Here is a 24,218-nt window from a genome sequence, read left to right as displayed (position 1 = left end):
GAATTACCAGGTCTGGGTTGCTACGAAACCATCAACCAACTTCTTAAGTGTGGCTTCGATTTCATCGTTATAAGCACCCGTCTTGTTGATTTCAGCAACGAAATCAGCAAATTGACCGTGAGCGTACGATAGAAGAGCGGCTTCAAAATCAGCTAATTTGTTTAGCTCGATTGTGTCTAAATAACCGCGCTCAGCAGCAAAGATAACCAATGCTTGGTCAAATACAGAGAATGGAGCGTATTGCTTCTGCTTCATTAACTCAGTTACTTTTTGACCATGGTTCAACTGCTTCTTGGTCGCAGCATCAAGATCAGATGAGAACTGAGCAAACGCTGCAAGTTCACGATACTGTGCAAGCGCGGTACGAATACCACCAGACAGTTTCTTAATGATCTTAGTTTGCGCTGAACCACCTACACGAGATACCGAAATACCTGGGTCAACCGCAGGGCGAACACCAGCATTAAATAGCTCAGTTTGTAGGAAGATCTGACCATCGGTAATCGAGATTACGTTAGTCGGTACGAATGCAGATACGTCACCAGCTTGCGTTTCAATGATAGGAAGAGCGGTTAAAGAACCTGTCTTACCTTTCACTTCACCTTTAGTAAAGGTTTCTACATAGTGCTCGCTTACACGAGACGCACGCTCTAAAAGACGAGAGTGAAGGTAGAAAACATCACCAGGGAACGCTTCACGACCAGGTGGACGTTTTAGAAGTAGAGAAATCTGACGGTAAGCTACCGCTTGTTTAGATAGATCATCATAAACAATCAGAGCATCTTCACCGCGATCACGGAAGTACTCACCCATTGCACAACCTGAATATGGAGCCAGGTATTGCAATGCCGCAGACTCAGAAGCCGATGCTACAACCACGATAGTGTTTGCTAGTGCGCCGTGCTCTTCAAGTTTACGTACTACGTTAGCAATGGTAGAGGCTTTTTGGCCAATCGCTACGTAGATAGAGAAGATTCCAGAATCTCGTTGGTTAATGATCGCATCAATCGCCATCGCGGTTTTACCCGTCTGACGGTCACCGATGATAAGCTCACGCTGACCACGGCCGATTGGAATCATTGAGTCAACAGACTTATAACCAGTTTGTACTGGTTGATCTACTGATTTACGATCGATAACACCTGGTGCAATCATTTCTACTGGAGAAGTGAGTTTTGCATCAATAGGGCCTTTACCATCAATTGGTAGGCCAAGTGTGTTTACCACACGACCAAGCAATTCAGGACCTACAGGTACTTCAAGGATACGACCAGTACCCGTTACTTTCATGCCTTCCTGAAGGTTAGCATACGGGCCCATTACAACCGCACCAACCGAGTCACGCTCAAGGTTAAGTGCAAGCGCGTAAAGACCGCCCGGTAGTTCAATCATTTCACCCTGCATCACATCGGCTAAACCGTGGATGCGGATAATACCATCGCTCACAGAGACGATAGTACCTTCATTGCGTGCTTCACTCACAACATCGAATTTCTCAATGCGCTGTTTGATCAGCTCGCTAATTTCTGTGGAATTAAGTTGCATGCTCCAATCCCCATTAAGACATTAATGCGTCACTCAAACGGTTCAAACGACCGCGAGTTGAGTTGTCGATTATTAAGTCTCCGGCTCGAATAATAACTCCACTAAGTAGAGTCTCATCTACACTGCAATTCAGCTTTACTTTACGATCAAGACGCTGCTCGAGTTTTTTGCTGATTTCTGCTAATTGAGTCTCAGTTAGTGTGCTTGCTGAAACAACACTCACATCTACTTGATTATCTAATTCTTTTTTAAGAATAGAGAACTCTTCACAAATCTCAGGAAGGGCCTTTAAGCGGCCATTCTCAGCAAGAACTTTCAAAAAGTTTTTACCGTTTTCATCAAACTCAGCGCAAATTGAAACAAAGACTTCGGCTAATTGATCCGCGGCAAGCGCTTTATTCAATAAACCAACTACATCTTCATTTCTTGCGACTTCAGCAGCGAAAGAAAGCATTTCAGACCACTGGTCTACTGCATCTTTCTCAACCGAAAATTCAAAAGCTGCTTTAGCATAGGGGCGTGCGATTGTAGTCAAATCAGACATATGCTGCCCCTCTAGTTACAATTTTGCAGTAATATCGTCGAGAATATCTTGGTTTACGTTCTGATCAATAGAACGCTCCAGAATTTTCTCAGCACCGGCGATAGCTAATATAGCTACTTGCTTACGAAGTTCATCGCGTGCGCGATTGCGTTCAGTTTCAATTTCAGCACGGCCTTGATCTAAGATCTTTTGACGCTCAGCTTGAGCTTCAAGTTGGCTTTCTTCTAAAATCTGACTTTTACGCTTATTCGCTTGATCGATGATCTCAGCAGCAGCTTTTTTCGCTTCTTTCAATTTGTCCGAAGCATTAGCTTGCGCTAGGCTCAAGTCTTTAGCTGCGCGGTCAGCGGCTGCTAAACCGTCAGCAATATTTTTCTGACGATTTTCGATTGCTGCCATTAGTGGCGGCCATACATATTTCATGCAGAACCACACAAACAGCACGAATGCTATCGCTTGACCTAACAGAGTTGCGTTAATGTTCACCGCACACTCTCCTTTGTTTGCAATTTAAAAACAAATACCGGGATGAAAAGTTATCCGGCGACCGCAAACATCACATACAGACCTAGACCAACAGCGATCATAGGAATCGCATCCACAAGGCCCATTACGATGAAGAACTGAGTACGTAGTAGAGGGATTAGATCTGGTTGACGAGCTGCACCTTCTAGGAATTTACCACCTAGCATACCGATACCAATAGCTGCACCGATTGCCGCTAGACCCATCATGATAGCCGCAGCGATGTACAGCAGATCCATGTTTAAGTTTTCCATTTATAACTCCAAGTTTTATCTGAATGTTATGTAAAAAATTTTTTATTAATGTTCTTCTGATGCTTGAGATAGATAAACTATCGTCAAAATCATAAAGATAAATGCCTGCAGGGTGATGATCAATATGTGGAAAATCGCCCAAGGCACGGATAGAACCCATTGTGACCACCAAGGCAGAAGCCCTGCGATCAGAATGAAAATCAACTCACCCGCATACATGTTACCGAATAAACGCAAGCCTAAAGAGACTGGTTTAGCCAATAACGTTACGCCTTCCAAAATCAGGTTAATTGGAATAAATGCCCAATGATTGAAAGGTTGTAAGCCAAGCTCTTTGGCAAATCCACCGATACCTTTTATCTTAATGCTGTAGTAAAGAATCAAGATAAATACACCAAGTGACATCGACATCGTAATGTTAACGTCAGTGGTAGGTACAACACGTAGATAAGGAATTCCCAAAAGCGTCGCTGTATGTGGAATAAAGTCGACCGGAATAAGATCCATTAGGTTCATTAGAAATACCCATCCGAAGACGGTTAACGCTAATGGAGCCACTAATGCGTTCTTCCCATGGAAAATATCTTTTACTGAGGCATCAACAAACTCAACGACCATTTCGACGAAGCACTGAAGCTTTCCTGGTACACCGCTAGTGGCTTTTTTGCCAACACGGTAAAAGATCCACATCATTAACGAGCCTAAAAGGACCGAAAAAATTAATGAATCAATATTAAACGTCCAGAAACCGCTACCAGCTTGTAAGTTCGTAAGATGGTGTGAGATGTACTCCTGAGGAGTTAATTCACCTGAACCAGCCATTAGATATCCTGTCTAATTACGTTTGATAAAACCAAATGACATAATGCATTGCACAACAAAAGCTAAGATATAGCCTGAAAAGAAAGTAATTAAATGCACTTCCGTGTACTTGAAAAAATACACAAAGAGAGCAACGGTGATTACAAACTTATAAGCTAAACCAATATAGGCTTTCGCCATTACTTTTGCTGCCGTATCCGCCCCAGGCTTGTTTAAATACAAACTTGTTACGATATACGGGATGCAGTACACCAGCCCCCCAAAAATGGCAGATTGACTCGCCATATCTCCCTGAACATACAAACTGATCAAGCTAAACGCACCAACTACAATAAACTGAGTTAAAACTAAAAAAAACATTCTATTTACACCCAATTACATTTGTTTTTGGTTCAGCTGTATGCGCAGAACATACTACACCTTACTTTGTTTCTAATACAGAAAAGAGCAAGGCGTAAAATGATTATTTTCACATTCTGTTAATTGTTTGGCGATATTATAGTAACAAGGTTAATTTCTAGCTAACTTTGTGTTAAGGAGCATTTCAAGCTGCTCTATATCGTCAAAATCAATGGTGACCTTGCCTTTGCCTTTAGCATTACGGCGAATCACCACCTTAGTACCAAACTGCTCAGAAAGCTTTTCCGCCAGACCTTGCGCTGGGATATCTTCCTCAGCGGGCTTATCTTCTACTGGCTCTAAATGTTTTTTGACTAGAGCTTCAGTTTGTCTAACGGTTAATTTCTTGGCAACTACAATTTTTGCAACATTACTTTGATCACATAATTCAAGAGATAGAAGGGCTCTGGCATGCCCCATTTCTAGTTCTTTTGATATAACGCAATGCTTTACTGACTCATCAAGCGTATTGAGGCGCAACAAATTGGTTACCGCAGTACGGGATTTACCAATCGCATCGGCGACTTGTTGATGGGTCAATTCAAATTCTTTTTGTAGGCGTTCTAACGCTTGCGCCTCTTCGATGGCATTGAGATTTTCACGTTGAATGTTTTCAATTAACGCCATCGCGATGGCAGCGCGGTCTTGAACATTCTTAACCACACAAGGTACTTGAGTTAGCCCTGCGAGTTTAGCGGCACGCCAACGACGCTCACCAGCAATAATCTCATACTGTGATTCATTGATTTTACGAACGACTAATGGCTGAATGATGCCTTGCGAGCGAATAGAGGAGGATAATTCTTGCAACGCTTCTGGTTGGATATCTTTTCTTGGTTGGTATTTACCGGGAGACAATTGTGAAATAGAAATATCTGCCAGTTGGCCTTCAGAAGATAGTGCTTGGCTATACGCCACTTTTTGTTGTTTTTCTCGAGCTTGTGAGCTAGTAGAAAGCAGAGCATCAAGACCTTTACCTAAACCACGTTTAGACATCTGAGGGTTTTCCTTTATTTCTTAATTCAATAGGGGTTAAGCCATTATCGCTTGTGCTTCTTCACGACGCAAAATTTCTCCAGCTAACGCCAAGTAAGCTTTAGAGCCAGCAGAATACTTATCATAATACATAGCAGGTTTACCATGGCTAGGCGCTTCAGCTAGACGAACATTACGTGGGATAACGGTGCGATACATTTTATCGCCAAAGTGTTTTTTAAGCTGTTCAGAAACATCGTTCGACAAACGGTTTCTCGGATCAAACATGGTACGTAAGATCCCTTCAATTTTTAAATCATTATTGACTACAGCAGCCAACTTACTGATGGTATCCATCAATGCGGTTAAACCTTCTAGGGCAAAATATTCGCATTGCATTGGTACTAACACAGAATGCGAAGCCGCCATTGCGTTGACCGTCAATAAGTTTAGCGAAGGTGGGCAATCGATAAAAATATAATCGTATTGTTGCCACACATCAGCAAGGGTATTTTTAAGACGAAGTTCTCGAGCAAACACTTCCATTAATTTAATTTCAGCGGCTGTCACGTCACCATTGGCGGCAATTAAATCATAACCGGCAGGCGTATTGCGACACACAACTTCATCAAAAGGCGTTTGCTCAACTAATAAATCATAAGCGGTAAAATCAACATCATACTTATCAATACCACTGGCCATCGTGGCATTACCTTGTGGATCTAAATCAATAACTAAGACGTTTCTTTTGGTTGCAGCCATAGACGCAGCAAGGTTAACGCACGTTGTCGTTTTCCCTACTCCACCTTTTTGATTGGCAATGGAAATGATTTTACCCACGAGTACCCCGTTATCCCTTTTTTTCCAAAATGATTAGGTGACGATCACCCTCTAATTCTGGAACTTGCAATACATGCACCTGAGAAACCATTAATGATTCAGGTAATTGTGCAATCTCATCTTCAGGCAATTGACCTTTAAGTGCAAGAAAAACACCATTTTCAGGTTTTGGAAGATGATGGCACCACTCAACCATATCCAGCATAGAAGCAAATGCGCGGCTAATCACGCCATCAAAACCCACTTCTGGTTGAAACTCTTCAACGCGGCTTTGTACCGGTTCTACATTACTAATCGCTAGCTCATGTAAAACCTGTTTAATAAAACGAATTCGCTTTCCTAGGCTATCCAGTAACGTGAATTGATAATCAGGATTCATTATCGCCAAAGGAATGCCCGGTAAACCAGGGCCAGTGCCGACATCAATAAAACGCTCGCCAGATAAATATGGACTCACCACTATGCTGTCCATAATGTGCTTAACCAGCATATCCATTGGGTTGCGCACAGATGTTAAATTATAGGCTTTATTCCATTTATTTAGCATCTGTACATAACCAACTAATTGATCACGTTGTAATTCCGAAACTTCAAGGTCGGTTTGAGATAATAAACTATCCAGCTTGTCTCTCAATGGCTGATTGAGCAAATTGGGATTCATGCAGCATCCCCTTTCTTCAATTGACCTTGTTTCTTCAAGTGCACCAACAAAATTGAAATCGCCGCAGGCGTAATACCTGAAATGCGCGAAGCAATACCAATCGTTTCAGGTTTAGCGTTATTTAATTTTGCCACCACTTCATTCGATAACCCTTTTACTTGGGAATAATCGAGCTCTGCCGGTAATTTGGTATTTTCATGGCGCAGTGATTTTTCGATCTCTTCTTTCTGGCGTTGAATATATCCTTCGTATTTTACTTGGATCTCAACTTGTTCTGTCGCTTGAGGATCTTCCATCGTCGAAGAGAATACTTCTAGAGTGGTTAATTTCTCATAAGTCATTTCTGGGCGACGCAGTAGATCTTCACCATTGGCTTCACGCGCAATCGGTGTTTTAAGTAATTGGTTTAAAGCATCGATATTGGCCGATTTCGGATTCACCCAAATCTCTTTTAAGCGCTGACGCTCCAGCTCCATATTTTCGACTTTTTGATTAAAGCGAGCCCAACGAGCATCATCCACTAAACCTAATTCGCGACCTTTTTCGGTCAAACGTAAATCGGCATTGTCTTCACGAAGCAGCAAACGATATTCCGCGCGCGAAGTAAACATGCGGTACGGTTCTTTGGTACCCATGGTAGAGAGATCATCAATCAGAACACCCATGTAAGCTTCGTCACGACGTGGGCTCCAAGATTCTTTACCTTGAGTAAATAACGAAGCGTTAAGACCAGCCATTAAACCTTGAGCAGCCGCTTCTTCATAACCCGTAGTGCCGTTAATTTGGCCAGCGAAGAATAAACCAGAAATAAACTTGGTTTCATAACTTTGTTTTAAATCGCGAGGATCAAAGAAATCATATTCAATCGCGTAACCAGGACGAACGATCTGGGCATTTTCAAACCCTTTCATCGATTGAACGATCTTCACTTGCACATCAAATGGCAGACTGGTTGAAATACCATTTGGGTATAATTCTGTTGTGGTTAAGCCTTCTGGCTCAATAAAGATTTGGTGGCTATTTTTATCGGCAAAACGCATCACTTTGTCTTCGATAGACGGACAGTAACGCGGACCAATGCCTTCAATCACACCTGAATACATCGGACTACGATCCAAATTCGCTCGGATCACATCATGAGTTTGCTCATTGGTGTGAGTAATAAAACATGGGATCTGCTGTGGATGATCACTTTGCTGGCCCATAAAAGAAAATACAGGCGTTGGATTATCGCCATGTTGTTTTTCTAGACTATCAAGGTTAACCGTACGAGCATCAATGCGTGGTGGAGTACCGGTTTTCAAACGATCAACACGAAATGGTAAAGCACGTAGACGATCCGCTAATGCGATAGACGGAGGATCGCCAGCACGGCCACCAGAGAAGTTTTCCATACCGATATGAATCTTACCTCCAAGGAAAGTTCCGACGGTTAATACCACAGCTTTAGCTTTAAATTTAAGGCCCATTTGAGTGACAACACCGGTGACTTGATCGTTCTCGACGATCACATCATCAACCGCTTGTTGAAAAAGGCTTAAATTGGGTTGGTTTTCTAAGGTAGTCCGTACTGCGTTTTTATATAAAACACGATCCGCTTGAGCGCGAGTAGCACGAACGGCAGGACCTTTTGATGCGTTTAATGTTCTAAATTGAATGCCAGCTTTATCAATAGCTTGCGCCATTAATCCACCTAATGCGTCGACTTCTTTGACCAAGTGTCCTTTGCCAATACCACCAATCGCTGGGTTGCATGACATTTGACCTAAAGTGTCGATATTGTGAGTAAGCAGCAATGTCTTTTGGCCTGTACGAGCAGACGCAAGAGCAGCTTCCGTTCCAGCATGGCCACCACCTACGACGATGACGTCAAAGTTTTCGTGATAAAACATGATCAGACCTCAAGAGTTAAAAATAAAACGATCACAGCAAAATGATCTTAGGAAATAAAAGGAGCGATATTCTACCTTTTTTAATCTTCACTGAGAATCAATTTGTTGATTTTAAGAAATGATCAAAGAGCTTTAATATATATAAGATCTTTATATAGATCTTTTATTAGATCTACTATTAGGGAAGCACGATCTTGTGGATAAGGAATAAATGATCATTAAGATCATGCAGTTCGAGTGGATCCTTTCTTGTGATCTAACCTTGATCTAATTCTGTATTAGCTGGGATCTAAATTACTAGTTATCCACAGTGGATATTTAAAGAATAGTTATCCAATGAATAACTTTGTTAGGATCACAGGATAAAATGTAGTTTATCCACAGATGGTTTGTTCAAAAAAGCAGCAAACAGTTTTCTTCATTCTCGATTTATGACTTGAATGAACCGATTTCCAACTCTAAAAAATAGTTAACCATGATGAGAAAGCCAAAAAAAAGCAGACCGAGATCTGCTTTTAAATGAGTTTGTCTAATCAGAATTAGCCGATAAATGCTGGCATATTATCATTTAACCAAGCTTCTGCTGGTTCTTCTGGTACTGGGGTTTCGATGACATCTATTTCTAAATGTGGGCAAAGCTCCTGAGTACCAATATCTAATAGCGTCGCTCGAGCATCTTTACCTGCGCCACAGAAGGTGTCGTAGCTTGAATCACCAATGGCAATCACGGCAAACTTAACTTCTGACATACGTGGTGGTGCTGATTTAATCGTTTCGATAAAAGGTTGAATATTATCTGGATAATCGCCAGCACCATGAGTTGAGGTGATGATCAACCAAATCCCGCTAGCTTCGATTTCACTAAGATCCGGTTGGTTGTGGATCTGAGTTTCTAACCCTTGAGCTTGCAGCAGATCATTTAAGTGATCGCCAACATATTCAGCTCCGCCTAAGGTACTACCTGTAATAATGTGGATCATAATATTCCTTTAATTACTTACCAATACAGAATGAAGAGAAGATACGACCCAATAAATCATCCGAGCTAAATTCCCCGGTGATTTCGTTTAGGTGTTGCTGAGTGATGCGCAGCTCTTCTGCTAAGATTTCTCCGGCCATATAGCCTTCAAGTTGTTGTTGGCCGATAGACAGATGTTCAGACGCTTTATCTAGCGCTTCTAGGTGTCGACGTCGAGCCATAAAGCTACCTTCACTGCCACCAGCAAAGCCCATGCAGTCTTTTAAGTGTTCACGCAGAGATTCTACCCCTTGGCCAGTCTTGGCAGATAGGCGTATTAAGGTTGGATTATTAACATGACAAATACCGAGTGCTTCGCCGGTTTGATCGGCTTTATTGCGGATCACTGTCATACCAATATTTTCTGGTAAACGTTCTACAAAATCAGGCCAAATTTCTTTGGGATCAGTGGCATTGGTGGTAGTGCCATCAACCATAAATAACACACGGTCGGCTTGCTCTATTTCTTCCCAAGCGCGTTCGATACCGATTCTTTCTACTTCATCAGACGCTTCACGTAAGCCTGCGGTGTCAATAATATGCAATGGCATGCCATCGATGTGAATATGCTCGCGTAGTACGTCGCGAGTAGTACCGGCGATGTCGGTCACAATCGCTGAGTCTTTGCCTGAGAGGGCGTTGAGTAGGCTAGATTTACCCGCATTAGGGCGTCCAGCGATCACTACCTTCATGCCTTCACGAATCAGCGCACCTTGATTGGCTTCTTTGCGAACTGAAGCTAAATTATCAATGATAGTTTGTAAGTCGGCGCTGACTTTACCATCGGCTAAAAAGTCGATTTCTTCTTCGGGAAAATCAATGGCCGCTTCTACATAGATACGCAAATGGATTAATGATTCGACCAGGTTATTAATGCGTTGGGAAAACTCACCTTGCAGAGAATTAAGTGCTGACTTAGCGGCTTCTTCTGAACTCGCATCGATCAAGTCGGCAATCGCTTCGGCTTGAGTTAAATCGATCTTGTCATTTAAAAATGCGCGTTCAGAGAATTCACCCGGGCGAGCGGCACGAATGCCATCAATTTTTAGGATGCGTTTGATCAGCATATCCATAACCACTGGGCCGCCATGACCTTGCAGTTCTAAAACATCTTCACCGGTAAATGAGTTTGGGTTTGGAAAATAAAGCGCGATTCCCTGATCAAGTTGAACGCCATTTTCATCTTTAAAAGGTAAATATTCAGCGTAACGAGGTTTAACCTCTCGACCAAGTACTTCCAAAGCAACTTGAGTGGCTTTAGGGCCTGAGACTCGGATAATACCAACACCACCGCGGCCGAGTGCGGTAGCTTGAGCGACAATTGTCTCTGTGTTCATAATTCCAACCATTTCAAAAGGTGAAGTTTTTTCAATTGTAATTCGCCTTATGAATTTATAAAGCAAAAAAAGCAAAAGGCGACCAATGCGGTCGCCTTATTTAGTCTTTCGTCTAGCTAAGATTATTTCTTAGAGTGCAGACCTTTCTTCTCTAACGCTCGGTAAATCAAGGTTTGTTGTACCAAGGTTACGATGTTCGACATTAGGTAGTAAAGAACTAGACCTGATGGGAACCACAAGAAGAAGAAGATGAAGATGATTGGCATAAACATCATCATTTTCTGTTGCATAGGATCGGTAACGGTTGTTGGGCTCATCTTCTGGATGATTAACATCGAGATACCCATCAATACTGGCAAGATGTAGTAAGGGTCTTGCGCAGATAAATCGTGGATCCAACCAAAGAATGGTGCGTGACGTAATTCAACCGATTCCATCAATGCCCAGTATAGAGCAATGAAGATTGGCATCTGTAGAAGAATAGGGAAACAGCCACCCAGTGGGTTCACTTTTTCTTCTTTGTACATCGCCATCATTTCTTGGCTAATACGTTGACGGTCATCACCTAGACGCTCACGCATTGCAGCAATCTTAGGTTGCAGCATACGCATTTTCGCCATTGAGGTGTACTGAGCTTTGGTTAGTGGGTACATAGCACCACGAACGATGAAAGTCAGTAAGATAATCGCAATACCCCAGTTACTACTGATGTGAGATTGTAGGAAAGACAGGAGTGAATGCAGTGGTTTCGCAATAAACCATAACCAACCGTAATCAACCACTAGATCAAGGTGTGGAGCGGTTGCTTCCATTGCATCTTGAAGTTTAGGACCAGTCCAAAGGGTTGATGTAATCTGACCGCTAGCACCATTTGCAATCACTTGGTTTGGTGTACGAACACCAATATCAGCGATGTTACCAATTACACGTGAGTAGATGGTAGTGCCTGGTTGGTCACGAGGGATCCAAGCTGAAGTAAAGTAGTGCTGTAGCATTGCTACCCAGCCCTGACCATCTTCTAGTTTGATGTTAAGATTTTTGTCTTTCATCTCATCAAACTTGTATTTTTTGTAGTGGGTGTCTGACGTTGAGAAAGCACCACCAGTATAAACAGGCATACCAATATGGCCGCCACCTTCAATCATAGTTTGACGTAGGTGAGCATACATACCTAATGTCGCATCTTGGCCAGAGTGGTTTTTGATGTCATACACTACATCAATCGCATAACTGCCACGTTTGATGATAAAGGTTTTGGTGTAATCAATACCATTTGCACTGTAGGTAAGAGGAATACGTAATTCATCCTGACCTTCTGCTAATTGATAAGACTTTGCACTCGCGCGATATTGAGGACGGTTTGCAGTGCTAACGTCAATCCCTTGAGGACCAACTAGACCACTTTGAGCGATATATTGATGCTCATTGTTGTTTTCTAGCAGAACAAAAGAATCTTTCGAGTCTAGCGTTGCGTTGTATTCGTTCAGCTTAGCTGAAACAACATCACCACCTACAGGGGTAATCGCTAGAGTCAGTACATCAGATTTTACTTCGATGTTGAAAGCGGCCGGTAGAGTTTTTGCTTGCTGAGGAGCTAACGGATCAGCTGACGCTTCAGCAGGGTCATGCGGTAGGCTACTGTCTGTATTCGTTTGAGTCTGCTGCACGCTAGTTTGGGCCGGTTGAGCATCTTTATTATTCCATTGTTGGAACAACAAAAAGCTGACTAGAGCAAAAGCGATTAACAGGATATTACGTTGAGAATCCATTGTTATTTATCTCTGTCGTGTTTTTGATTAGGTGGGACAGGGTCATATCCCCCAGCATTTAAAGGATGGCATTTTAATAGACGTTTGCCAGATAACCAACACCCTTTTACAAAACCGTGCTCTTTAATTGCTTCAATAGCATAAGTAGAGCAAGTTGGAGTAAAGCGACATCGAGGTCCAATTAAGGGGCTAATGATTCCTTTATATAGGTAAATTAACCTAATAGCTAACCACGATAAGGGCGAGACAGGCGTTGCCATAACTTCTCAAATATTTTAAAAATTTCGTCATTACTCAAATCTTGAGCACTCTTTTTCGCTATTACTACAAAATCTTTATTTGGCAGTTGAGTTTGTTTTAGACGAAAGCTTTCACGGGCTAAACGTTTAAAACGATTACGACCAACAGCGGTTTTGATTTGTTTTTTAGGAACAGCTAATCCAAGTCTTGGATGGGAGAGTGTATTATTGCGAGCGATAATAGTGAAATGAGGGGAGCCGGCTCGATGAGCTTGCTGAAAGACGTTTTGATAATGCTCGGGAGTTAACAAACGTAACTCCCGAGTAAAAGTAGACTTAGTCAAAATAATTCAAGAATTATTTTGAAAGGCGCTTACGGCCTTTTGCACGACGTGCATTAATTGTCTTACGACCATTCTTAGTTGCCATACGAGCACGGAAGCCGTGAGTACGTTTGCGCTTAAGAACAGTAGGTTGAAAAGTGCGTTTCATGGTAATTACCTTTACTGATCAGTAGTTTATAGGTTCTTGTTAAACCTGGTGTAAGATGTTTTATCCGACACCTCTCAACAAAGAGGCGGAATTGTAATCATTGACTGGCTAAGAGTCAATGCTACAGGGCTTAATAAACGCGGAAATCGCATAATAAAAAGCCAGTTGGCCTAAAAATCTGTGTGCGGATTATACGGGTTCTTAAACCAAGTGCAAGGATCCTATTGGATCCCAACTTGATTTAAAAACTTAATAAGTTGTGGATTAGTCGGATCTTTAAATATTTGATCCGGCGTACCTTGTTCAACAATCTTGCCATCTGCCATGTAGATCACGCGATCCGCCACTTCTCGAGCAAACTGCATTTCATGGGTGACCACCAGCATGGTTTGGTGTTGCTTGGCTAATTTCTTCATTAAAGACAACACTTCACCGACCCATTCGGGATCGAGTGCCGAAGTTGGCTCATCAAACAATAACAGCTCGGGATCAAATGCCATTGCGCGACCTATCCCGACTCGTTGCTGCTGACCGCCCGATAATGCCGCTGGGTAGCTATCGCCTTTATCACCTAGCCCAATATCATCTAAAATTTGCTGAGCATGGACCAATGCTTGGTCTTTTTTCCAACCTCGCACGGTAATTAACCCTTCGGCAATATTTTGGCGAGCAGTTAAATGAGCAAATAGCGCATAGTTTTGAAACACAAAGCCGGTTTTACGGCGCAGTGCTAGCATATCGGCTTTGCTGTAGTCTTGGGTATCGACTCTAGTGCCTTCAATTTCGATGACGCCTTGTTCTGGGCTTTCCAAAAAGTTTACACAGCGTAGTAGGGTCGATTTACCGGTACCACTGGAACCAATAATGACAATGATTTCGCCTTTTTGGATCTCAATATCCACTCCGCTCAGTACTTCAGTCTTACCGAAAGATTTATGTAAATTAGAAATTCGAATCATCGTTGGTAAGCCTTATTGAGTTTAGTTTCAGCCCAAGTTTGTACGCGTGTTAATACCAATACTACTCCCCAATAAATCAGGGCAACTGCTAAGAAGGCCTCAAAGAAACGAAAGCTCGAAGATGCCTCCATTTGTGCTTTGGCCATAATTTCAGCTACCCCTAGCGTAAAGGCGAGAGAGGTCGATTTGATCATATCAATGAAGTAGTTCATTAAAGAAGGCAGTGCCACACGGGAAGCTTGCGGTAAAATGATCCGGCGCATGGATTGCGATGGTGTCATACCAATCGAAATACTGGCTTCCATTTGGCTGCGATCAATACCAATAATTGCGGCACGAATACTTTCTGCCATATAAGAGGCAAAGTGTAGAGTCAGACCAATAATCGCCGCGGTAAAGGCATCCATACCGACTAGGATTGGAAAGATTTGCGGCAGCCCGTAGTAGAGCAAAAACAATTGTACTAATAGCGGCGTACCACGAAAAAAACTGATGTATAGCTGACTCAGTTGATTCAATACCGGCACTTTAAATACCCGAATATTGGCAATAACGACCGAGAGTATGAGTGCGAAGACCATGCCCCACAATGCCATTTGCAAAGTAGTGCCTAAATACCGAAATAATATCGGCAGTAGGTCGAGCATGTAATTGAAATCAAAATTCATGTTGAAGATTACTGTCCTTGTATTGGTGAAAATTGCCAGCTTACTTGGCCTTTTGAGCCCTGTGCGTGCAAACGATATTGATGATAATGGGCAACTTTACTGCGATGCGCAATACTCACTAAGGTGGTATCGGGTAATCGGCTAGCCAATAGTTGATATAAATAGCTTTCGGTTTCTTCATCGAGTGATGAGGTCGCTTCATCTAAAAATAGCCATATTGGCTTGAGTATTAACGCCCTAACAATCGCAACACGTTGTTGCTCACCCGGTGACATCGTGTGTGACCATTGCTCAGTGTCATCTAATTTATGGCTGAAATGTGCCAATTGGCAATCAGACAATAATTGCTCAATATCTTGATCGCTGATATTGATATCGACATTCGGATAACACAATACCTCCCGCAGTGTACCTGTCGGTAGATAAGGTTTCTGCGGTAAGAATAAACTGCGCTCGGCTAATTCAATGTTGCCTTCCGAAAACGGCCAAATCCCGGCAATGGTTTTCATTAAAGTACTCTTACCAATGCCTGATTGCCCAGAAATCAAAGTATGTTGACCGGCTTGCAAGGTAAGTTGGCTTAAATCACTTAACGTAGTGCCATTGGGTAATTTAATCGCACATTGATTAATGGCTAAATGATCGTCTTGATGGCGAGAGACTAACAGTTTGGAATGCGCCGCTTGTTGCTTGGTCTCGATCATATCTTGGTTATAAGTAGTTAAACGGTCAACGCTGGCTTTCCAACTAGCAATACTTGCATAAGAGTCGACAAACCAACTGACTGCGCCCATCACTTGAGCAAAAGCATTATTGACCTGCATTAACCCACCGAGCTTGATGGCACCGGAGAAAAAACTCGGCGCAGCAATAATGATCGGAAAAATGATAGCGATTTGGTTATAACCACTATTAAAGCCAACAATCTGCTTTTGTTTACGCATGATTTGCCAGGTATTTTTCCATACATCAGTAAAACGCCATTCTAGTAGTTCTCGTTCTTTATCTTCACCGTTATATAGCGCGACGCCTTCGGCATTTTCACGTAGACGCACCATTGAATAACGGAAGTTTGCTTCAAATTTTTGCTGCATAAAGTTAAGACCAATAAGCGGCTTACCAATTTTGTGCATGATAAAGCTACCGACTACCGCATAAAGCAAAGCGGCCCACACCATAAAGCCGGGGATATTGATATGATGACCAGCAATATCGATGTTTAGCGGTGAAGATAAGCCCCATAAAATGGTAATAAAAGACGCTAGTGTGACGACTGAATTGAGTAGCCCAAGAGATAAATTTAGGGTATCTCCGGTGAACTGGTCGATATCTTCGGCAATACGTTGGTCAGGGTTGTCGGTTTGATGATTGCCACGCTCTAGTTGAAAGTACGAACGATCACTAAGCCATTCGCTAAAATAGGCATTAGTTAGCCAACGACGCCAACGCAGCTGTAACATCATATTGAGATAAATTCGATACACCGCAATAGCAATAAAAATCGCCGCGATAATGGAAAACTTTAAGATTAAGTGGGTGAAGGCATCTTTGTCTAATTCTTGTAGAGCATTATAAAAATCAGAATTCCACTTATTGAGAATCACCGACATGTACACCATGCCAAGGTTGAGTACGACGATGGCCAATAACAAACCGCGAGCGATCCATTTTTCTTCTGATTGCCAATAAGGTTTAGATAACTGCCAAACCTTGCCAAGAAAGCTAGAGGACGTTAAACGAAGCGCCATATCAAGATGTTCCTTTCATATAAAATCTAGAGCCTATAAAGACCGACATAACCAATCAGAGTTCATTCAAGCCGGTCATTAGTGCTAATCAGGGTTACATTTTGATACAAACCACAATATTTGGGTAGTAGATTGATTCAGCGGCTTAAAATACAAAACCGCTTACCATGACTCCTCGTTTACGTATTAGGAGAATGGCAAGCGGTTAAAGGGACAATCGGTTAATGGGAAAGGCTGAATTATTTGTGAGTAATATCAGCACCAAACCATTTTTCAGAAATAGTTGCCAAAGTACCATCTTCACGCATCGCAGCTAATGCTGTGTTTACTTCCGCTTGTAGCTTTTTGCCTTTTTCGTTATCAACAAATGGCCAAGCATTTTCGATAGTTTCAAAAGGCTGACCTGCCAACTGTAGGGGTAGGTTAGTCGCTTTAATTAGTTGTAGCGCTGATAGACGATCCATGACGAAGGCATCAGAACGGCCGAGTACTACATCTTGTTCAATACCAGCATCGTAAGTTTTGATATTGATTTTGCCTTCTTTATCGTAACTACGTAGTACTTGTTCGAAGTTTGAACCTAAGTTAACTGCGACGGTTTTGCCTGCAAGATCTTCAACACCTTTGATCGAGTCATTGCCTTTTTTGACGGTGATCTGCACACCATCGACTACATAAGGATCTGAGAATAAGTATTTGGCTTTACGTGAATCAGTCATGGTCACTTGGTTTGAAATTGTATCAATACGACCCGTTTCGAGGAGACCGAAAAGACCAGAGAAGTTGGCAGTAACAAATTTCACGTCATAGTGGTTACGTTGACCAATCTCATTCCATAAATCCACTTCAAAGCCTTGTAGCTTATCAAGTTTTTGAAAAGTAAATGGAAAGTAGGTTCCTGACATGCCGACTTTCACTTCTTGATTCGCTGCTTGAGCAAAGGTAGTAACAGCAAAAAATAGTGCGGCAGCAGTAACAATTTTATTTAAAATTCGGCTCATATTTCATTCTCCAGATTATTTGAGTTCCATTATAGTTATTCACCTATTGATAAATCTAAGAACAAGATGTTATTAATCATAACAATTGGTGCTGCTAAAGCTTCAAAATTCAGCTTTAACCTTGTGGGTAACTTTATCCCCGAATTGCAAAAATGGCTTATTAAAATGCTTTAATTGCTTGACGGCGCACAAAATCGGGATAGATCTAAAAAAACTGTGAATAACTTAGATCTTATTCACTGATCTCAGGATCTATTGCTGGTGATCTTATAGTGATAGCTGTAGAATTACTCTCCTTTCAGATCATTTCATTTCGTGTGAGGTTAATGTGTCGTCTTCGTTATGGTTGCAGTGTTCGCAACAGCTTCAAGAAGAGCTTCCCGCAACTGAATTCAGCATGTGGGTAAGACCGCTGCAAGCTGAACTCAATGACAATACTCTCACCTTATTTGCCCCTAATCGCTTTGTATTGGATTGGGTGCGTGATAAGTATCTCAATAGTATTAACCGTTTATTGAAAGAGTTTTGTGGCTCAGATACGCCCAATCTTCATTTTGAAGTTGGTAGTAAACCTGTTCAAAGTACGGTTGAATTGCCGAAAAGAACCGCTGCCGATGTGGCTGCAGAATCATCCGCTCCCGCGCAATTACAAAAAAGCCGCCCATTAGATAAATCTTGGGATACCGGTGAGCGCGAAGTGGTTATCGATGTTAATCACCGTTCTAATGTTAACCCTAAGCATAAGTTTCATAACTTTGTTGAGGGTAAGTCGAACCAGTTAGGCCTAGCAGCAGCAAAACAAGTTTCCGATAACCCTGGTGTTTCTTATAACCCACTGTTTTTATATGGTGGAACGGGTCTAGGTAAAACTCACTTATTGCACGCGGTCGGTAATGCGATTGTTGAAAGTAAGCCAGATGCTCGAGTGGTGTACATGCACTCGGAGCGTTTTGTGCAAGATATGGTAAAAGCACTACAAAATAACGCGATTGAAGAATTTAAACGTTATTACCGTAGTCTCGATGCTTTGCTAATCGATGATATTCAATTTTTCGCCAATAAAGAGCGTTCGCAAGAAGAGTTCTTCCATACCTTTAACGCCTTGTTAGAGGGTAACCAGCAAATCATTTTGACGTCAGACCGTTATCCAAAAGAGATCAACGGGGTAGAAGATCGTTTGAAATCGCGTTTTGGTTGGGGACTTACCGTGGCGATCGAGCCACCGGAACTGGAAACCCGTGTCGCGATCTTGATGAAAAAAGCCGAAGATCACCAAATTACCCTTGCTGATGAAGTGGCATTCTTTATTGCTAAGCGTCTACGTTCAAACGTACGTGAGTTGGAAGGTGCATTAAACCGCGTGATTGCTAATGCCAATTTTACCGGTCGTCCAATCACCATTGATTTCGTACGTGAAGCATTGCGTGATTTACTGGCGTTACAAGAAAAGCTGGTGACTATCGATAATATTCAAAAAACCGTCGCTGAATATTACAAAATTAAAGTGGCTGACTTATTATCTAAGCGTCGTTCTCGTTCGGTTGCGCGTCCTCGTCAATTGGCGATGGCATTATCGAAAGAATTAACTAACCACAGCTTGCCTGAAATTGGCGATGCTTTTGGTGGTCGCGACCATACCACGGTGTTGCACGCTTGTCGTAAAATCAAAGAATTACGAGAAGAAAGCCATGATATTAAAGAAGATTACTCGAACTTGATTCGTACTCTGTCTTCTTAATAAGCTATCTTTAGTGCTGTTTTGGCCGTGTTTTTAATAGAATTAGATTATTTAGAGTAGATTATGAAATTTACCATTGAACGTACTCAATTGATTAAACCTTTGCAGCAGGTGTCTGGTGCTCTTGGTGGTCGCTCAAGTTTGCCTATTTTGGGTAACTTATTAATTAAAGTTGATAATGGTGAATTGTCGATTACTGCGACCGATCTTGAAGTGGAATTAGTTTGTCGCTTGGCACTAGAAGGTAACTTTGAACCGGGCAGCACAACCGTTCCATCACGTAAGTTCCTTGATATTTGTCGCGGTCTACCAGATAGCGCTCAGATTGATGTTACGCTGGATGATGAGCGTTTATTGATTAAATCGGGCCGTAGTCGTTTCTCATTAGCCACATTACCGGCGTCTGATTTCCCAAATATTGAAGACTGGACTAGTGAAGCCGAAGTCACGGTTACTCAAGGTGAGCTACGTCATTTAGTCGAAAAAACCCAATTCTCAATGGCCAACCAAGATGTACGTTACTACTTAAACGGCATGTTGTTTGAAATTGAAGGCACGACATTACGTTCAGTGGCAACTGATGGTCACCGTATGGCGGTAGCTGAAACTGCGCTAGTGGGTGAGTACTCACAGCAGCAAGTGATCGTTCCGCGTAAAGGGGTTCTAGAGTTGATTAAGCTACTTGATCGCCCTGATGAGCAAGTGACCTTGCAAATTGGTAGCTCTAATATTCGCGCTAACGTAAACGAATTTACCTTCACTTCTAAGCTTGTTGATGGCCGTTTCCCGGATTATCGCCGCGTAATGCCGCAATCAACCAATAAAACACTCGAAGCGGATTGTGAAACGTTGCGTCAATCATTCTCACGTGCGGCGATTTTATCAAATGAGAAATTCCGTGGCGTACGAGTGAATTTAGCTGGCTCTGAAATGCGCATTACGGCCAATAACCCAGAGCAAGAAGAAGCAGAAGAAAACCTTGATGTGAACTACCAAGGTGAGCCATTAGAAATTGGTTTTAACGTGAGCTACGTGTTGGATATTTTGAACACTCTAAAATGCCAAACCGTGCGTATGTCGATGAGTGATGCTAACGCGAGTGCTTTAGTTGAGAATATTGAAGATACGTCTGCGATGTATGTTGTTATGCCGATTCGCTTATAAATGCCATTAACTCGTTTATCTATAAAGCAATTTCGCAATATTGAAGCCTGTGATATCTCGTTATCATCAGGCTTTAATTTTCTTGTCGGGCCGAATGGCAGCGGCAAAACCAGCGTATTAGAAGCGATTTACTTGCTTGGGCATGGCCGTTCATTCAAAAGTACCTTAACTGGGCGAGTGATCCAAAATGAACAAAGCGAGTTATTTGTCCATGGGCGCTTTTTATCTGATGATGATTTTGAGTTGCCGATTGGCATCAATAAACAACGCGATGGTAGCAGTGAAGTAAAAATTGGTGGCCAAACAGGGCAGAAGATTGCTCAACTGGCGCAAATTTTGCCTCTACAGTTAATCCATACCGAAGGTTTTGAACTGCTGACGGAAGGGCCAAAGTTTCGTCGAGCTTTTATTGATTGGGGTGTATTTCATACTCAACCTAGCTTCTATGAAAAATGGGCACGTTTAAAGCGCTTAATTAAGCAAAGAAACGCATTATTGAAGACCGCAAGTGGTTATCAAGAGCTCAGTTATTGGGATAAAGAACTGGCCGAATTGGCGGAAACCATTAGTCAGTGGCGCTTTGACTATGTCACACAGTTAAAACAAGTGGCAGAACACATTTGTGGTGTATTTTTACCTGAATTTGAAGTGAAAATTCAGTATTATAGAGGGTGGGATAAAGACACGCCCTATGCTGAAATTTTACAAAAGAATTTCGAGCGCGATCAGCAACTCGGTTACACCTTTAGTGGACCGAATAAAGCCGATCTAAAACTAAAAATTAATGCGACACCGGTGGAAGATGTTTTGTCTCGTGGGCAGTTAAAGCTCATGGTGTGTGCTTTGCGTTTAGCGCAAGGTCAGCACCTAACCGACACCACAGGTAAGCAGTGTATTTATTTAATTGATGATTTTGCCTCAGAGCTAGATGGTCAACGTCGAGGGCGTCTTGCAGAATATTTAAAGCAAACGCAGGCACAGGTTTTTGTAAGCTCTATTACTGCAAGTCACATTGCTGAAATGCAAAGTGAAAATAGCAGGATGTTTCATGTGGAACATGGCAAAATAGAGCAAGGATAATTAAGGCGAGAACAATTCATGTCGAATAACAATGATTCTGCAAATAGCTATGATTCATCGAGTATTAAAGTACTTAAAGGGCTAGATGCTGTACGTAAACGTCCAGGGATGTATATCGGTGATACTGATGATGGTACTGGCCTTCACCACATGGTGTTTGAGGTCGTCGATAACTCAATTGATGAAGCATTAGCTGGCCATTGTTCAGACATCATAATCACCATTCATGAAGATAACTCTGTATCGGTGAGCGATGACGGTCGTGGTATTCCAACCGAAATGCACGAAGAAGAAGGTGTTTCAGCCGCTGAAGTTATCATGACAGTACTGCATGCTGGTGGTAAGTTTGATGATAACTCTTATAAAGTTTCTGGTGGTTTGCACGGCGTAGGTGTTTCAGTAGTTAACGCCTTGTCTGAAAAAGTCGAGCTAACGATCAAGCGTCAAGGCGAAATCTTCCAGCAGGTTTATAAGCACGGTGTGCCAGAAGCGCCACTTGCTGTGATCGGTAAAACTGAAGAAACCGGTACCCGTATTCGTTTTTGGCCAAGTGAAGAAACCTTTACCAATATCGAATTCCATTACGACATCCTTGCTAAGCGTTTACGTGAATTATCATTCCTAAACTCAGGTGTTTCGATCAAATTAACTGACGAACGTGAAGAAGATAAAAGTGATCACTTCATGTTTGAAGGCGGTATCCGTGCTTTCGTTGAGCATCTAAACCGCAACAAAACGCCAATTCACCAAAAGATTTTCTACTTTGACCACGCTCGTGAAGAAGACGGCATTACCGTTGAAGTGGCAATGCAATGGAATGATACTTTCCAAGAAGGTGTTTACTGCTTTACCAACAACATCCCACAACGCGATGGTGGTACTCACTTAGCGGGCTTCCGTGGTGCATTAACGCGTACTTTGAATAACTTTATGGATAAAGAAGGTTACTCGAAGAAAGCGCAAGCGGCGACCTCGGGTGATGATGCTCGTGAAGGTCTAACTGCTGTGGTTTCGGTAAAAGTGCCAGATCCAAAATTCTCAAGCCAAACTAAAGACAAACTGGTTTCTTCTGAAGTGAAATCGGCTGTTGAATCGGCGATGAGCGAAAAACTGTCTGAGTTCTTAATTGAAAACCCGAACGAAGCGAAAATCGTTTGTGGCAAAATCATTGATGCCGCTCGCGCTCGTGAAGCCGCGCGTAAAGCTCGTGACATGACTCGTCGTAAAGGCGCGTTAGATTTAGCTGGTCTGCCAGGTAAACTAGCTGATTGCCAAGAAAAAGACCCTGCTCTTTCTGAACTATACATAGTGGAAGGGGACTCTGCTGGCGGTTCAGCCAAGCAGGGACGTAACCGTAAAAACCAAGCGATTTTGCCGCTGAAAGGTAAAATCCTAAACGTTGAAAAAGCACGTTTTGATAAAATGCTGTCTTCACAAGAAGTGGCAACGCTAATTACCGCACTAGGCTGTGGTATTGGCCGCGATGAATATAACCCAGATAAACTGCGTTACCACAACATCATCATCATGACCGATGCCGATGTCGATGGTTCTCACATCCGTACTCTGCTTTTGACTTTCTTCTACCGTCAAATGCCAGAGCTTATCGAACGTGGTTACATCTACATTGCTCAGCCACCACTTTATAAAGTGAAGAAAGGTAAGCAAGAGCAATACATTAAAGATGAAGAAGCGATGGAGCTTTACCAAGCAGGTTTGGCACTTGATGGCGCTGCGTTATACGTAAACCCACAAGCACCAGCCATGACAGGTGAAGCACTTGAGAAATTGGTTCTTCAATACAATGAAGGTATCAAGTTAATTAAACGTATGAGCCGTCGCTACCCATACGCGATGATCAACGAATTAACTTACATTCCACGTTTAACCGCTGAAATGTGCCAAGATGCTGAGAAAGTTCAGGCTTGGGGCCAAAAACTAGTAGAGCAATTGAATGCTAAAGAAGTTGGTGCAAGCCAGTACTCTCTTGAAGTTGAAAAACATGAAGAGCTAGGGGTTAGCGTTGCTAAACTAGTGGTTCGTACTCACGGTGTGATGCACGAATACGTTGTATCTTTAGACTTACTAAACTCTAAAGAGTACGGCCGTTTAGCGGATCTTTCTGAAGCACTAGATGGCTTAGTTGAAGAGGGCGCTTATGTGAAACGTGGTGAGCGTACTCAAGAAGTGTCGACTTTCTCTGCTGCGCTTGAATGGCTGATCAAAGAATCACGTCGTGGCTTATCACTACAGCGTTACAAAGGTCTAGGTGAGATGAACCCAGATCAACTTTGGGAAACCACTATGGACCCAGAAACTCGTCGTATGATGCAAGTAACTATTGATGATGCCGTTGCATCTGATGAGTTGTTTACAACATTGATGGGTGACCAGGTAGAACCTCGTCGTAAGTTCATTGAAGACAACGCATTGAAAGTAGCGAACCTAGATGTTTAGACTTGGATGTTTAGATTTAGACGTGTAGTCTGAAACGCTAACTGAAATCTTTAAAAGCCCTTTGTTCACGCAAAGGGTTTTTTGTTTTCAG

The 24,218-nt window shown here is 42.3% G+C and carries 24 protein-coding genes; 4 read left to right on the top strand and 20 right to left on the bottom strand.

Features of this window, described 5'->3' with window-relative positions; all coding sequences use genetic code 11:
• Window positions 1–3: 3 nt before the first annotated feature.
• The 20 genes from atpA to L3V25_RS15010 all read right to left on the bottom strand — a co-directional run bounded on the left by atpA (window position 4) and on the right by L3V25_RS15010 (window position 17,688).
• Entirely contained in the window at window positions 4–1,545 is a 1,542-nt protein-coding gene (gene atpA, locus L3V25_RS15105) for a F0F1 ATP synthase subunit alpha (protein WP_237296301.1), read from the bottom strand.
• Between the two features lie 13 nt (window positions 1,546–1,558).
• On the bottom strand, window positions 1,559–2,089 hold the full coding sequence (atpH, locus tag L3V25_RS15100) for a F0F1 ATP synthase subunit delta (protein WP_237296300.1): 531 nt from the start codon (window positions 2,087–2,089) through the stop codon (window positions 1,559–1,561).
• 15 nt (window positions 2,090–2,104) lie between these two features.
• Complete coding sequence (gene atpF, locus L3V25_RS15095; protein ID WP_237296299.1) at window positions 2,105–2,575, bottom strand: F0F1 ATP synthase subunit B; 471 nt, start codon at window positions 2,573–2,575, stop codon at window positions 2,105–2,107.
• A gap of 50 nt (window positions 2,576–2,625) precedes the next feature.
• Window positions 2,626–2,868: a F0F1 ATP synthase subunit C gene (gene atpE, locus L3V25_RS15090; protein ID WP_017024253.1), complete on the bottom strand. Its 243-nt coding sequence runs from the start codon at window positions 2,866–2,868 to the stop codon at window positions 2,626–2,628.
• Window positions 2,869–2,913: 45 nt separating this feature from the next.
• The gene (gene atpB / locus L3V25_RS15085; protein WP_089125109.1) at window positions 2,914–3,690 is read right to left on the bottom strand and encodes a F0F1 ATP synthase subunit A; all 777 of its coding nucleotides are present in this window, start codon (window positions 3,688–3,690) and stop codon (window positions 2,914–2,916) included.
• Window positions 3,691–3,702: 12 nt separating this feature from the next.
• Complete coding sequence (locus L3V25_RS15080; RefSeq protein WP_193000029.1) at window positions 3,703–4,050, bottom strand: ATP synthase subunit I; 348 nt, start codon at window positions 4,048–4,050, stop codon at window positions 3,703–3,705.
• 150 nt (window positions 4,051–4,200) lie between these two features.
• On the bottom strand, window positions 4,201–5,085 hold the full coding sequence (locus L3V25_RS15075) for a ParB/RepB/Spo0J family partition protein (protein ID WP_237296298.1): 885 nt from the start codon (window positions 5,083–5,085) through the stop codon (window positions 4,201–4,203).
• 36 nt (window positions 5,086–5,121) lie between these two features.
• Window positions 5,122–5,904 carry a ParA family protein gene (locus L3V25_RS15070; protein ID WP_237296297.1) on the bottom strand — a complete coding sequence of 261 codons (783 nt, stop codon included), beginning with the start codon at window positions 5,902–5,904 and terminating at the stop codon, window positions 5,122–5,124.
• A 10-nt stretch (window positions 5,905–5,914) separates the two neighbouring features.
• Window positions 5,915–6,565: a 16S rRNA (guanine(527)-N(7))-methyltransferase RsmG gene (rsmG, locus tag L3V25_RS15065; RefSeq protein WP_237296296.1), complete on the bottom strand. Its 651-nt coding sequence runs from the start codon at window positions 6,563–6,565 to the stop codon at window positions 5,915–5,917.
• Entirely contained in the window at window positions 6,562–8,457 is a 1,896-nt protein-coding gene (gene mnmG / locus L3V25_RS15060) for a tRNA uridine-5-carboxymethylaminomethyl(34) synthesis enzyme MnmG (protein ID WP_237296295.1), read from the bottom strand. Before mnmG ends, rsmG begins: the two co-directional genes overlap by 4 nt.
• A 539-nt stretch (window positions 8,458–8,996) precedes the next feature.
• Window positions 8,997–9,437: an FMN-binding protein MioC gene (gene mioC, locus L3V25_RS15055; RefSeq protein WP_237296294.1), complete on the bottom strand. Its 441-nt coding sequence runs from the start codon at window positions 9,435–9,437 to the stop codon at window positions 8,997–8,999.
• A gap of 13 nt (window positions 9,438–9,450) precedes the next feature.
• On the bottom strand, window positions 9,451–10,812 hold the full coding sequence (mnmE, locus tag L3V25_RS15050; protein WP_027695071.1) for a tRNA uridine-5-carboxymethylaminomethyl(34) synthesis GTPase MnmE: 1,362 nt from the start codon (window positions 10,810–10,812) through the stop codon (window positions 9,451–9,453).
• Window positions 10,813–10,934: 122 nt separating this feature from the next.
• A complete protein-coding gene (gene yidC / locus L3V25_RS15045) occupies window positions 10,935–12,581 on the bottom strand; it encodes a membrane protein insertase YidC (protein WP_237296293.1) in 1,647 nt (548 codons plus the stop codon).
• 2 nt (window positions 12,582–12,583) lie between these two features.
• Complete coding sequence (gene yidD, locus L3V25_RS15040) at window positions 12,584–12,841, bottom strand: membrane protein insertion efficiency factor YidD (protein WP_089125101.1); 258 nt, start codon at window positions 12,839–12,841, stop codon at window positions 12,584–12,586.
• The gene (gene rnpA / locus L3V25_RS15035; protein ID WP_237296333.1) at window positions 12,808–13,131 is read right to left on the bottom strand and encodes a ribonuclease P protein component; all 324 of its coding nucleotides are present in this window, start codon (window positions 13,129–13,131) and stop codon (window positions 12,808–12,810) included. Before rnpA ends, yidD begins: the two co-directional genes overlap by 34 nt.
• Window positions 13,132–13,177: 46 nt before the next feature.
• Complete coding sequence (rpmH, locus tag L3V25_RS15030) at window positions 13,178–13,312, bottom strand: 50S ribosomal protein L34 (RefSeq protein ID WP_017024264.1); 135 nt, start codon at window positions 13,310–13,312, stop codon at window positions 13,178–13,180.
• Window positions 13,313–13,533: 221 nt separating this feature from the next.
• Window positions 13,534–14,271 (bottom strand): amino acid ABC transporter ATP-binding protein, encoded by a 738-nt coding sequence (locus L3V25_RS15025; protein ID WP_237296292.1) that lies wholly within the window; start codon window positions 14,269–14,271, stop codon window positions 13,534–13,536.
• Window positions 14,268–14,939 carry an amino acid ABC transporter permease gene (locus tag L3V25_RS15020; protein WP_237296291.1) on the bottom strand — a complete coding sequence of 224 codons (672 nt, stop codon included), beginning with the start codon at window positions 14,937–14,939 and terminating at the stop codon, window positions 14,268–14,270. The genes L3V25_RS15025 and L3V25_RS15020 overlap by 4 nt, the downstream gene beginning before the upstream one ends.
• A gap of 8 nt (window positions 14,940–14,947) precedes the next feature.
• Complete coding sequence (locus L3V25_RS15015) at window positions 14,948–16,687, bottom strand: ABC transporter ATP-binding protein/permease (protein ID WP_237296290.1); 1,740 nt, start codon at window positions 16,685–16,687, stop codon at window positions 14,948–14,950.
• A gap of 239 nt (window positions 16,688–16,926) precedes the next feature.
• Window positions 16,927–17,688, bottom strand: coding sequence for an amino acid ABC transporter substrate-binding protein (locus L3V25_RS15010; protein ID WP_346656339.1), 762 nt, complete (start codon window positions 17,686–17,688; stop codon window positions 16,927–16,929).
• 328 nt (window positions 17,689–18,016) lie between these two features.
• Between L3V25_RS15010 and dnaA the strand changes: the two genes are divergently transcribed.
• The 4 genes from dnaA (at window position 18,017) to gyrB (ending at window position 24,127) form a co-directional block, all read left to right on the top strand.
• A complete protein-coding gene (gene dnaA, locus L3V25_RS15005) occupies window positions 18,017–19,426 on the top strand; it encodes a chromosomal replication initiator protein DnaA (protein ID WP_193000017.1) in 1,410 nt (469 codons plus the stop codon).
• 63 nt (window positions 19,427–19,489) lie between these two features.
• Complete coding sequence (gene dnaN / locus L3V25_RS15000; RefSeq protein WP_237296289.1) at window positions 19,490–20,590, top strand: DNA polymerase III subunit beta; 1,101 nt, start codon at window positions 19,490–19,492, stop codon at window positions 20,588–20,590.
• Window positions 20,591–21,670, top strand: coding sequence for a DNA replication/repair protein RecF (gene recF, locus L3V25_RS14995; protein WP_237296288.1), 1,080 nt, complete (start codon window positions 20,591–20,593; stop codon window positions 21,668–21,670).
• Between the two features lie 18 nt (window positions 21,671–21,688).
• Window positions 21,689–24,127 (top strand): DNA topoisomerase (ATP-hydrolyzing) subunit B, encoded by a 2,439-nt coding sequence (gene gyrB / locus L3V25_RS14990; protein ID WP_237296287.1) that lies wholly within the window; start codon window positions 21,689–21,691, stop codon window positions 24,125–24,127.
• Window positions 24,128–24,218: the final 91 nt, after the last annotated feature.

The sequence above is a fragment of the Vibrio sp. CK2-1 genome (assembly GCF_021726515.1).
Classification (GTDB): domain Bacteria; phylum Pseudomonadota; class Gammaproteobacteria; order Enterobacterales; family Vibrionaceae; genus Vibrio.
This window is presented reverse-complemented; position numbering and strand designations above follow the sequence as displayed.

Coding starts and splice junctions, on each gene's coding strand:
- L3V25_RS15075 (WP_237296298.1), bottom strand. CDS start 5,085: ATGTCTAAACGTGGTTTAGGTAAAGGTCTTGATGCTCTGCTTTCTACT.
- yidD (WP_089125101.1), bottom strand. CDS start 12,841: ATGGCAACGCCTGTCTCGCCCTTATCGTGGTTAGCTATTAGGTTAATT.
- L3V25_RS15025 (WP_237296292.1), bottom strand. CDS start 14,271: ATGATTCGAATTTCTAATTTACATAAATCTTTCGGTAAGACTGAAGTA.
- recF (WP_237296288.1), top strand. CDS start 20,591: ATGCCATTAACTCGTTTATCTATAAAGCAATTTCGCAATATTGAAGCC.
- L3V25_RS15080 (WP_193000029.1), bottom strand. CDS start 4,050: ATGTTTTTTTTAGTTTTAACTCAGTTTATTGTAGTTGGTGCGTTTAGC.
- L3V25_RS15010 (WP_346656339.1), bottom strand. CDS start 17,688: ATGAGCCGAATTTTAAATAAAATTGTTACTGCTGCCGCACTATTTTTT.
- atpA (WP_237296301.1), bottom strand. CDS start 1,545: ATGCAACTTAATTCCACAGAAATTAGCGAGCTGATCAAACAGCGCATT.
- atpH (WP_237296300.1), bottom strand. CDS start 2,089: ATGTCTGATTTGACTACAATCGCACGCCCCTATGCTAAAGCAGCTTTT.
- L3V25_RS15015 (WP_237296290.1), bottom strand. CDS start 16,687: ATGGCGCTTCGTTTAACGTCCTCTAGCTTTCTTGGCAAGGTTTGGCAG.
- rpmH (WP_017024264.1), bottom strand. CDS start 13,312: ATGAAACGCACTTTTCAACCTACTGTTCTTAAGCGCAAACGTACTCAC.
- atpE (WP_017024253.1), bottom strand. CDS start 2,868: ATGGAAAACTTAAACATGGATCTGCTGTACATCGCTGCGGCTATCATG.
- L3V25_RS15020 (WP_237296291.1), bottom strand. CDS start 14,939: ATGAATTTTGATTTCAATTACATGCTCGACCTACTGCCGATATTATTT.
- gyrB (WP_237296287.1), top strand. CDS start 21,689: ATGTCGAATAACAATGATTCTGCAAATAGCTATGATTCATCGAGTATT.
- mnmE (WP_027695071.1), bottom strand. CDS start 10,812: ATGAACACAGAGACAATTGTCGCTCAAGCTACCGCACTCGGCCGCGGT.
- rsmG (WP_237296296.1), bottom strand. CDS start 6,565: ATGAATCCCAATTTGCTCAATCAGCCATTGAGAGACAAGCTGGATAGT.
- dnaN (WP_237296289.1), top strand. CDS start 19,490: ATGAAATTTACCATTGAACGTACTCAATTGATTAAACCTTTGCAGCAG.
- mnmG (WP_237296295.1), bottom strand. CDS start 8,457: ATGTTTTATCACGAAAACTTTGACGTCATCGTCGTAGGTGGTGGCCAT.
- yidC (WP_237296293.1), bottom strand. CDS start 12,581: ATGGATTCTCAACGTAATATCCTGTTAATCGCTTTTGCTCTAGTCAGC.
- mioC (WP_237296294.1), bottom strand. CDS start 9,437: ATGATCCACATTATTACAGGTAGTACCTTAGGCGGAGCTGAATATGTT.
- atpB (WP_089125109.1), bottom strand. CDS start 3,690: ATGGCTGGTTCAGGTGAATTAACTCCTCAGGAGTACATCTCACACCAT.